General features: G+C 47.3%; 8 protein-coding genes. 3 read left to right on the forward strand and 5 right to left on the reverse strand.

Annotated elements, in window-relative coordinates:
• The first annotated feature begins 15 nt into the window (after positions 1-15).
• Positions 16-1,134 carry an LptF/LptG family permease gene (locus tag NZM04_01910; protein MCS7062798.1) on the forward strand — a complete coding sequence of 373 codons (1,119 nt, stop codon included), beginning with the start codon at positions 16-18 and terminating at the stop codon, positions 1,132-1,134.
• 12 nt (positions 1,135-1,146) lie between these two features.
• On the opposite strand, the gene NZM04_01915 is transcribed toward NZM04_01910, so the two are convergent.
• The 3 genes from NZM04_01915 to NZM04_01925 are packed head-to-tail and all read right to left on the reverse strand — an operon-like array spanning position 1,147 to position 5,260.
• The gene (locus tag NZM04_01915; GenBank protein ID MCS7062799.1) at positions 1,147-2,856 is read right to left on the reverse strand and encodes an iron ABC transporter permease; all 1,710 of its coding nucleotides are present in this window, start codon (positions 2,854-2,856) and stop codon (positions 1,147-1,149) included.
• 15 nt (positions 2,857-2,871) lie between these two features.
• The gene (locus tag NZM04_01920; protein MCS7062800.1) at positions 2,872-3,870 is read right to left on the reverse strand and encodes an ABC transporter ATP-binding protein; all 999 of its coding nucleotides are present in this window, start codon (positions 3,868-3,870) and stop codon (positions 2,872-2,874) included.
• A 16-nt stretch (positions 3,871-3,886) separates the two neighbouring features.
• Positions 3,887-5,260 (reverse strand): ABC transporter substrate-binding protein, encoded by a 1,374-nt coding sequence (locus NZM04_01925; GenBank protein MCS7062801.1) that lies wholly within the window; start codon positions 5,258-5,260, stop codon positions 3,887-3,889.
• A 170-nt stretch (positions 5,261-5,430) separates the two neighbouring features.
• Here NZM04_01925 and NZM04_01930 point away from each other — a divergent pair, with 170 nt between their 5' ends.
• Entirely contained in the window at positions 5,431-6,513 is a 1,083-nt protein-coding gene (locus NZM04_01930) for a hypothetical protein (protein ID MCS7062802.1), read from the forward strand.
• A gap of 121 nt (positions 6,514-6,634) precedes the next feature.
• A complete protein-coding gene (locus NZM04_01935) occupies positions 6,635-7,798 on the forward strand; it encodes an alkaline phosphatase family protein (protein MCS7062803.1) in 1,164 nt (387 codons plus the stop codon).
• 19 nt (positions 7,799-7,817) lie between these two features.
• On the opposite strand, the gene NZM04_01940 is transcribed toward NZM04_01935, so the two are convergent.
• Positions 7,818-8,693, reverse strand: coding sequence for a rhomboid family intramembrane serine protease (locus tag NZM04_01940; GenBank protein MCS7062804.1), 876 nt, complete (start codon positions 8,691-8,693; stop codon positions 7,818-7,820).
• Between the two features lie 28 nt (positions 8,694-8,721).
• Positions 8,722-9,312 (reverse strand): DNA-3-methyladenine glycosylase, encoded by a 591-nt coding sequence (locus NZM04_01945; GenBank protein MCS7062805.1) that lies wholly within the window; start codon positions 9,310-9,312, stop codon positions 8,722-8,724.
• Positions 9,313-9,338: the final 26 nt, after the last annotated feature.

A 9,338-nucleotide genomic window follows, 5' to 3' on the forward strand; every position in this document is an offset into this window, starting at 1 on the left:
AAAATCCCTCTCAAGTTGAAAATCATATACCGCTTACTCTACCTTCAACTCTTCAAAGTCACGACTATTGCAATAGCAGTCGTCACGACACTATTCGTTTTGCTGAACGTATTAAAAGACGTCATCGCCCTATTGATGAATAGCGTCGTCCCCGCACTCACCATTGCACAAATGGTGCTGTTACTAGTCCCATTCGTCTTAATGTTTACCATTCCATGGGGATTCTTAATCGCAGTCCTTCTCGTCTTTGGACGTCTTTCCCAAGATAGAGAAATACTAGCTCTCAAATCAAGTGGTATCAGCTTAGTCGTGCTGGCTGCTCCCACAATTATCCTAGCTCTCGCAGCCTGCCTGTTGCTCTTGTATATCAACACGACGCTTTCACCTGCTGCACGATTTGCTTTTAAGCAGATCGTAGCCGAAGTTCTCCGCAAAGACCCGACAGCTTTATTCGTGCCTGGAAAATCTATCGAACAATTCCCTGGCTATCGCATCTACATCAGAGAGAAAAACGGTCCGCACCTCACAGACATACATCTCTGGACCATCGATACAGAAGGCAATCCAATTCGATCTCTACGAGCAGACCACGGCCGATTAGAACTCGACCAAAAAAATGAACGGATAATCATTCACTTGCACAATTCACGTCAAGAAGAACGACGCCGAGGAGACTCTGCCGACACTGCTTACGTCGTGCCTGGCGTCAGCGCAGAATATATACCATTGACTCTTTCTCTTGAAGGTCTTTTCAAAAAGGCTGAGCGCAAACTATCACCCAGCAATATGACTATCTCCCAACTCAGGCGACATCTGGCTTCGCATGCTTCTTCCCTTGATCCCTCCTCAATCGCAGCGATCCTCACAGAGGCCAATAAACGGCTTGCCTTAGCTTTTGCCCCACTCACATTTACGCTCATCGCTATCCCGCTTGCCATACAGACTCGAAGAAAGGAAACCTCTACGGGAGTTGCGCTCAGCTTAGCAATCGTGCTGACTTACTTCTTCATGCTAGTGCTCGCAGAAGCCTTCAAGCGCAACATCGCACTTCATCCCGAGATGCTTGTGTGGCTACCCAACATCATATTTCAAGCACTAGGAGTCTTTTTACTGATTCGGGTCAATCGCCTTTAGTATAGATTAGTATCAACTCTTAAACAGTTGTCCCATTTTTTGGCCCAGAATTTTTGAGGCAAGTCCAAGACAAATCGCCAAGAGAATCATAGCGAGCACTCCCATCGCGCATGCAATCGCCGGAGCAGCAGGAATTATACGGCCTAGCAATGCGTAGATGGCTTTGGTGATAGGATAAAATGGCGTTTCCTGAGCTAATATCATTCCCTTCGAGACATCTAGCATCGCAAAAGAAAAGGTCATAATTGTGCCGGCAATCAAATTCGCATAGATCAGAGGTAACGTAATACGCCAGAGGGTTGTCAGAGGCTTAGCACCCAGATTGGCTGAGGCTTCCTCTAGCGTGACAGAAGTTTGTTGCAACCCTGCAACAGCCGCTCGCACAATATATGGCAGACGATGCACTGCGTAAGCAATGACGAGCAGTAATGTTGGATTCTGTCGCGGATCGAGCCACTCCACTCCGTCGAAAGGTGGCCGAGTAAAGGCAACGTAGTAAGCAAAGGCCGTGACGAGCCCTGGCAACGCCAATGGAAGCATGGAGAGCACATCCAAAACGATTTTGCCTTTGAATTGTTGGCGAACGAGAAGATATGCAATAATCACGCCTAAAATCAGATCTAAAAGCGAGGAAAACAAGGCATATTGAAGCGAGTTTTTTACGGACATCGCCGTCATATGCATGCTAAAAATTTCTGCGTAGTTGGCCACTGTCCATTCCTGAGGCAACACATTCATGAACCACCGTTGAGAGAATGAATTGATAACCACACCCAAGTGAGGAAGAATAGAAATGAAAATGACAAGTCCCACCAGACCAGTGACAATCCAGCCCATCAAGGGAGAAAAACGTTTAATGTCATCATAGCTTGCGCTTCGCGCCATCATCGCGTAGTTGCCCTCCCCCAGACGTTTCCCCAGCACGAAAAAGATCGTTACTACGACTAAAGCCAAGACTACAAGCGCATAACCGATGGGATTATCGGACTGAGTCACCAAATTAAAAATTTGCGTCGGCACCGTCGTTTGAAAATCAAACATCAGCGGCACCCCAAGATCAGTAAACGCAAAGACAAAAACAATTGCGCATCCAGAAAAAATTCCCGGAGTCGCGAGAGGAACTGTGACCGTTCGAAAAATCCTCAAGCCCCCTGCACCCAGATTTCGCGCGGCATCGCGCAAGGAGGGATCAACGTTCGCCATCGCGGCTTGCACGCTCAGAAACATGATCGGATAGAGATGAAGCACTTCCAGTATGATAATCCCAGCAAATCCCCCTTCACCTAACCAGTCCGGTGGATGCTGCAAATCGACTATGCCTAGCTCTGCAAGTAGTAAATTCAGACTACCAAAACGCGCGAATATTTGCTTCAACCCAATAGCGCCAACGAATGGCGGAAGGATTAAGGGCATCAAAATTGCCGAACTCCAAAAAAATTTTAACGGAAAATCCCAACGAAGAAAAAGGTTGGCTAAAGGTAAACTCAACACCAGGCAGATTGCTGTAGTCCACCCCGCAATAGCGATCGAATTCAGAAAACAATCCCGATAAAAAGGATTAGAAAAAATTAACTCAAAATATTCCAGCGATAGACGCGTAACAACTTCACCTTCCTTGACTGACTGCACCCAAAAAGCACCCTGAAGAATTGTAAAGAGGGGATAAATAAGAAAAAAACCAAAAAACAAATAAAGCAGTGCGAGTAGGCCATATTTTTTCATCACCTTATCCCCTCATCATGCAGTTACTGGATATTTTCTTAAACGATCCTCAGGAACTGAAAAACGAACAGCAGCCCCTTCTTCAAAGTAGCGCGATGTCCAGGCTTTTACGGTTTCTCGTTCCTCTGTCTCAAGCAATAATTCATTCTTGCTGCCGAGATATGTCCGTCGTTTCACACGTGCAGCTATTCCCCCGTGAGCATGATCGACATCTACAACTACAACATCCTCAGGCCTAAAACCGACCTGTTCACCCTGATTCGCTCCAAATATCCGGCCTAGAACTGTGTGAGATTGAAAGAAGTTCATCTCTCCAATAAAATTCGCCACAAAAGCCGTCTTGGGATAATTATAAACTTCGTATGGCGTCCCAATTTGTTCGATCTTGCCGGCATGCATGACGCCAATCCGTGAAGCAAGAGAAAGAGCCTCTTCTTGATCATGAGTCACGTAAAGGCTGGTAATACCAGTCTCCGCCTGCAGTCGCTTAATTTCATCTCGCATTTCAATTCGTAACTTTGCATCAAGGTTAGAGAGAGGTTCGTCAAAAAGAAGCAAGTCAGGCCTAACCACGATAGCACGAGCAAGAGCGACGCGCTGCTGTTGCCCTCCCGAAAGGCTAGTCGGCTTGCGATCCTTTAGTGCTGCAAGCTTAACCTGTTCTAAAGCCTCCATCACACGGCGAGTTAGCTCAGGTTCCTTAATTTTTCTCACGCGAAGACCATAGGCGACATTTTCAAAAAGCGTCATATGAGGCCAGACTGCATAGTTTTGAAAAACCAGCGCAGTGTTCCTCGAATGAGGAGGCACATCATTCATCCGCCGATCACCAAAATAAATATCCCCCTCATCTGGACTATAGAAGCCCGCGAGCATCCTTAAGATCGTTGTTTTCCCACAGCCAGAGGGACCTAGTAAAAAGAACATTTCCCCTGAGCGGAGTGAAAAATCGACCCCTTTAACGATCGGGTTGCCATCAAAACGCTTTACAATCCCTCGTAAATGTATGTCCATATCGGTTGGTTCCTAACTACTCTTGGCCCTTGCAAATGTTCGTCATGTGCATCCCCCCCTCATCTCCAATAACTGCAAACTTAGTCGCAACTTCTATAACTTCCTGATATCTCCTAACAGCACCTTCCATCCATTCATTCGCCATGCGACGCGCACGCACTTTGTCTTTCCTCCAATAAGAAGCCAGCTCAATCGCTTCCGATTCAGTGACGAACGGCTTTTTGATTTTACGCAAAAGCTCTTGCCTCACTACTTCATCTTGGACCTTTGATGCAGCTCGCCACGCCCTGCGTAACCAACGATGCACATCTATGATGGTCTGGCCAATAAGATCGTTCAAAACATGCCAACGCCTACTGCCTAATTCACTATTGTAACGAAATCCAATCTCACCCTCCCCAACCTGAAAAGGATTGAAAGGAACTAAAAGTTTACTCAAATCGTTCGGATACAGCTTGGGTAACACCCCCATGCGCGTAATATTGAAACGCAAAGCTCCACCTTCAGTGCCCTTAGGTTTCATCCAAAGCTTTTGCCCTTTTTCAGATAAAACAAATTCTACAAAAAGTTTTGCAGCTTCTAAATTCGGCGCGCCCCGCAAAATTGCAATGCCATCAGGCGTGACCACAGATACCCCCCGCGGAATCCGATAGATAACGTTTTCCTCCCCTAAGAAACTCTGTTGAGTCAATCCATTAATATCTATCGTCACGGCAAAAGCTGCATCACCCGCTGACACCTCTTTCACCGGTGCAGAGCTATTCTGTAGAAAAGAACGCACGTTTCCACTCATCCCGTAGATCACTCCCCACCCCTCATCCCACCCATAAGCCTGAAGAATAATCTCGTAAATCATATGCACACTTCCACTTTTTCGTGGATCTGTAGAACTCACCCAACCCGCCAGACGACTATCTGCTAGATCTCTCCAAGTCTTCACTTCAGGCAGCCCGAGTCGTTGTGTCACTCGACGGTTCTCAAGAATTCCAAATGAAGACAATGCCGTCCCGTAGTAAGCATAATCCTCACCGATGATTCTCACTCCAGAAAAGCTTTCCGGCAAATCCTTCAATACCTCATCCGACACTCGGTAAGGATATAATAAACCTCTTCGATGTAAGTTCTCAAAAGGATCCATTCCCCCACCAAAAAAAACGTCCATTCCACAACTATCCGGCGTCGCTTGATAAGTAGCCACCAAAGCTTTTTCTATCTGTGAAGCCCCCCCTAAATCTCGCCAGCGCACGCGAATCGCCTTTCCTACGTTTTCCTGATACCAAGCCTCAAATGCACGGCCAAATTCGTATTGAATCCCTTCCCAGTGCGGCGACACGATGATCAACTCGTTCTCTTTTGAGCAAAGCCCGCTCACGACAGAGAACACCGCCACAAGACATAGCCTTACTCTAGAGCACCACATCAAAACTTATTTTCCGCCGTCGCCCATCGGTTAGTCAAACACACGTCTAATTCCGAAGCGTAAAAATCCAGAAACAAAATTGTTACAATTTTGTAACAATATCCTTGCCCTCGCTCTCCGCTTTCATTATCGCTTTTGCAATGGAAATCATCATTGTCTTGTTGATCATCAACGCCGCATTAGGTTCCCAAAAACTCCTCAACCAAAAAGCCCGCACTACGGCTGATCTCGGCACCGACACTACGCGCCCAAGTAGCGGCCTTCAGGAATTTGGCACCGCCACTGCATTAACTTGGTGGCGGGAACTCTTCAAGCTCTCATGGACTGTCGTCGCGGTTATCATCGAGGCTTTCAAAGGGCATCCTGCACGTTATTTTTGGCCAGGACTGGCTTCAGTTATCACCGTTTCGATATGCTCTTTCACTGGCGTCATTGAAAACATCGGCTTCTACACCATCTCTCGCTACTCCCCACACCTCTGGGTGCCTTATATTAACTTCTACCTCGTCGCCTTACCCATCTTTACTGGCCTGATGTTTGGATCCACCGTGCGAAAAGAACATTGGATCGGAACGATACTCGTAATTATTGGCCTTTTCTTAAATTCGTATCGCTTTGAAGGCGCTCTCGCTTCACTCAATCAAATCATCATGAAAAGCGCAGTCCCAAGTCAGTTTGAAGCCTCAGCGGCTGAACGCCTCAACGCCCTCGATTTGCAAGCCTACATTTGGATTATTGTAATCAATTGCTGCCTCTGCTCGCAACAAGTGCTCAACAACAAGTCCGTCCAGCTCGCCACACATAAAGTCTCAGCCAACGCCTTTGTTCTATGGCGAGAGATTTTTAAGTTCACCTATGCATCTTTATTCCTCGGCATCACAGCTTTGATCACAGGCAAAACCTTTATTCACTTCCTGTATTTCGGACAAGACGCCGCATCATTCAGCTACGAAGCAATTGTCTATGCGTTAGCAGCAGGCCTTACGGGATACATTTATAGTTGGGGTTTCTTTAAACTTTCCAAATATCCAGTTCATATCTGGGTGCCTTTCACCACCATTTATGTCGTCGCGATGCCTTTCCTCAGCGTGCTTTTTGTTGCAGGAGCTAAAGTCACTCTTGCACAACTCCTCGGTGCCATCTTTAGCGGAGCTGGCCTTTTTGTTGGCCTCTCCGACTATCACTCCAACAAGATCGAAACAATCACCGATAAGCAAAACTGAGCCCTTACTGCTAATCAAAATTCAAATTTCAACAAACTACGTAACAAAAATTCTTAGCAATTAAACTCGACTCCCATCAGGTTCCCGGGCATAGCTAAATCAACTCACGCTCGATAACCTCATGCGAACTAAATTCCTAACACTCGTCTTTCTTCTCCTCCCCTTCATAGCTCACACCGAAGACACAGATTCACAACAATCCGACTCAACCCATGCCGCTCCATTACCCCCTTCTGAGTCTGTAATAAAAAAAATCGCCATCGGTTCCTGTCATAACCAAAAGAAACCCGCTCCAATATGGAAAGCCATAACGGAAGCATCCCCGCAACTCATCCTTCTCTTGGGTGACAACATCTACTCAGATACACACGACCCCGAAGAATATCGATCCGTTTACAAAGAATGGAAAAAAATACGCCCTTTCAAATCTCTCTTCACCTCCATCCCCATGCTCTTCATTTGGGATGATCACGATTACGGAAAAAACGATGAAGGCCGCGACGATCACCCCACTCGTGAGCAAATTCAACGGGTCTTCCTAGAAGAACTCTACATCCCTACGGACCGCCGGGCTTGGCAAAGCGAAGGAATCTATGACGCCTACATCTTCGGACCAGAAAACAAACGCCTACAAATTATTCTCCTCGATACACGAACCTTTCGCTCCCCACTCTCCACCCATCCATACGGCAAACGCATCACTCCCTCCGGCGCCCTTCTCGGAAAATACATCCCCACCGATGACTACACTACCACCATCCTCGGCGAGGCTCAATGGCAGTGGCTCGAAGAACAACTCCGCATCCCAGCACAAATCCGCCTAATTGCTTCCTCCATCCAAGTCCTCTCCAACGAACATGGCTGGGAATGTTGGGGTAACTTCCCACATGAGCGTCAACGCCTTTTACGCCTGATTCGCGACACCCACGCCGAGGGCGTCATCCTCTTATCCGGAGACCGCCACATGGCAGAATTCTCACGTCTCCCTGTTGATGACCCTCTCTCTCCTGGCTATCCCATTACAGAATTCACTTCCAGCTCCCTAAACATGTCTGGCTTCAAAAATCCAGCCGAACCCAACCCCTATCGAATCCCAGAAACCAAGCAGATCACAGAAAATAACTTCGGCCTGATCGATATAGATTGGGATTCGGACGATCCCCTCATCACCCTATCAATCTGCAGCGAAAGAAATAAAAACCTCCAAACAATCCAGTTCCCCCTATCCAGCCTGCAAATCACATCCCCCACCAAAGATGTCACCAACGACAGCTCGTCCGATTAATTAAGTCGCGCATTCTTTATTAATCCCCCTTAGACAGCGCAGCACTATGCTCCTCAAGTAGTTTTCTCTCAGCTGGAGACAAGCTGTCCAATCCATGAGCCGCAATCTTATCTAAGATTAAATCAACTTCCTCTTCTTTCTTTCGGAGAGCTACATCAGCGGAAACCCGATCATTTATCTTTCGGCCCGTTATAATTTTACCTGTAGCCTTTTGCTTCGCTAGACGCCTTACTCTCGGTCGATTAAACTTCGATTCTAACCACGTCCGCACAGAAAAAAAGAAACTCTCCCAATTCCATCTTAAAATCATCCAGACCAATAAGACGCTCGCCACAAAAAAAGCCAGATCAATCCATGCACGCTTTGCAAACATCGACAACACCCACAAGCCTCCGATCCCGCATGCCAACCAGCGCGCCTGCAACGTAAAAATCAACTCCACTCTTGGATATATCATCGCAAAAGCCGTGAATACGCAAAAATTCAATACTCCACTGCCATGATACACCACTCCCCCTAGCCAAGCTCCCCCCACCGCCAACACCCACACAGGCACCAACCACAACAGTCCATAAAAAATAAAAAACATTCGCCTCCCCAAATACTTCTCAAGTTCGCTCCCAAACCAATACAGCATCACCATCTCCACTCCAAACCATAACGACGGATAATTCATCAATGGGTAAGTAAAGATCTGCCACCACTTCCCTGCCCAAAAAGCTTCGCTCGAAAACACCAGATTTAACCATATCCCATCCCCGCTCACGCTCTGAGACAAAGCGACAAACACCATCCCAATGCAATAGGCAACAATCAACACCACCGTCGCATATACAGGCCTCCCACCGATCCAAAAGAGCGGTTCCCGGTTTTGAAACTCCGAACCCCAAATCATATCCTTACTGTATAGCCAGCGTTAACTTTCAAGCAAGCCCTCCTCGCCACACCATCCGCCAAGGTTTTTGCGACCATATCTCTCCAGCATAATCCACCCCTATCCGAGGTGTGTAGCAAACCTCAGCATCCGGTATCTCCACACCGCGATCCTCTATCCAAAGCCTTGTCCCAGTTAGCGACACCCCGTTATCTTTAATCGTCACTCCCAGAGCCTTTGTCACGCAACCAGGACCGATCCCCCACCTCTCGCGAGGCACCCCTCGCCTCCTACTCTTTACAACAGCCTCTCCCTCCTCAATTTTCACCCCACGGAGCAATACAGCACAAGGCACATCACGAGGGCCTGTCACAAAGTTAAGCATATGATGTAGCCCGTAACACAAATAAACATAAGCCACTCCTCCTGGCCTATACATGATCTCTGTCCTCGAAGTCCTTCTCCCTCCTGCCGCATGACAAGCTAAATCCTCCTCTCCCCCGTAAGCTTCCGTCTCTATAATCCACCCCCCAACCCTTCCCTCCGGCGTCACACTCACGATATACTTTCCCAAGAAAAAACGCGCCAATTCGACAACATTCTCCTGTTGATACACCTCACGGCTTATCTTCTTCCCCATACTGCCATCATTCTAATTTTCCAAAC

This window comes from Candidatus Methylacidiphilales bacterium (assembly GCA_025056655.1).
In the GTDB taxonomy this organism is placed as follows: Bacteria; Verrucomicrobiota; Verrucomicrobiia; order Methylacidiphilales; family JANWVL01; genus JANWVL01.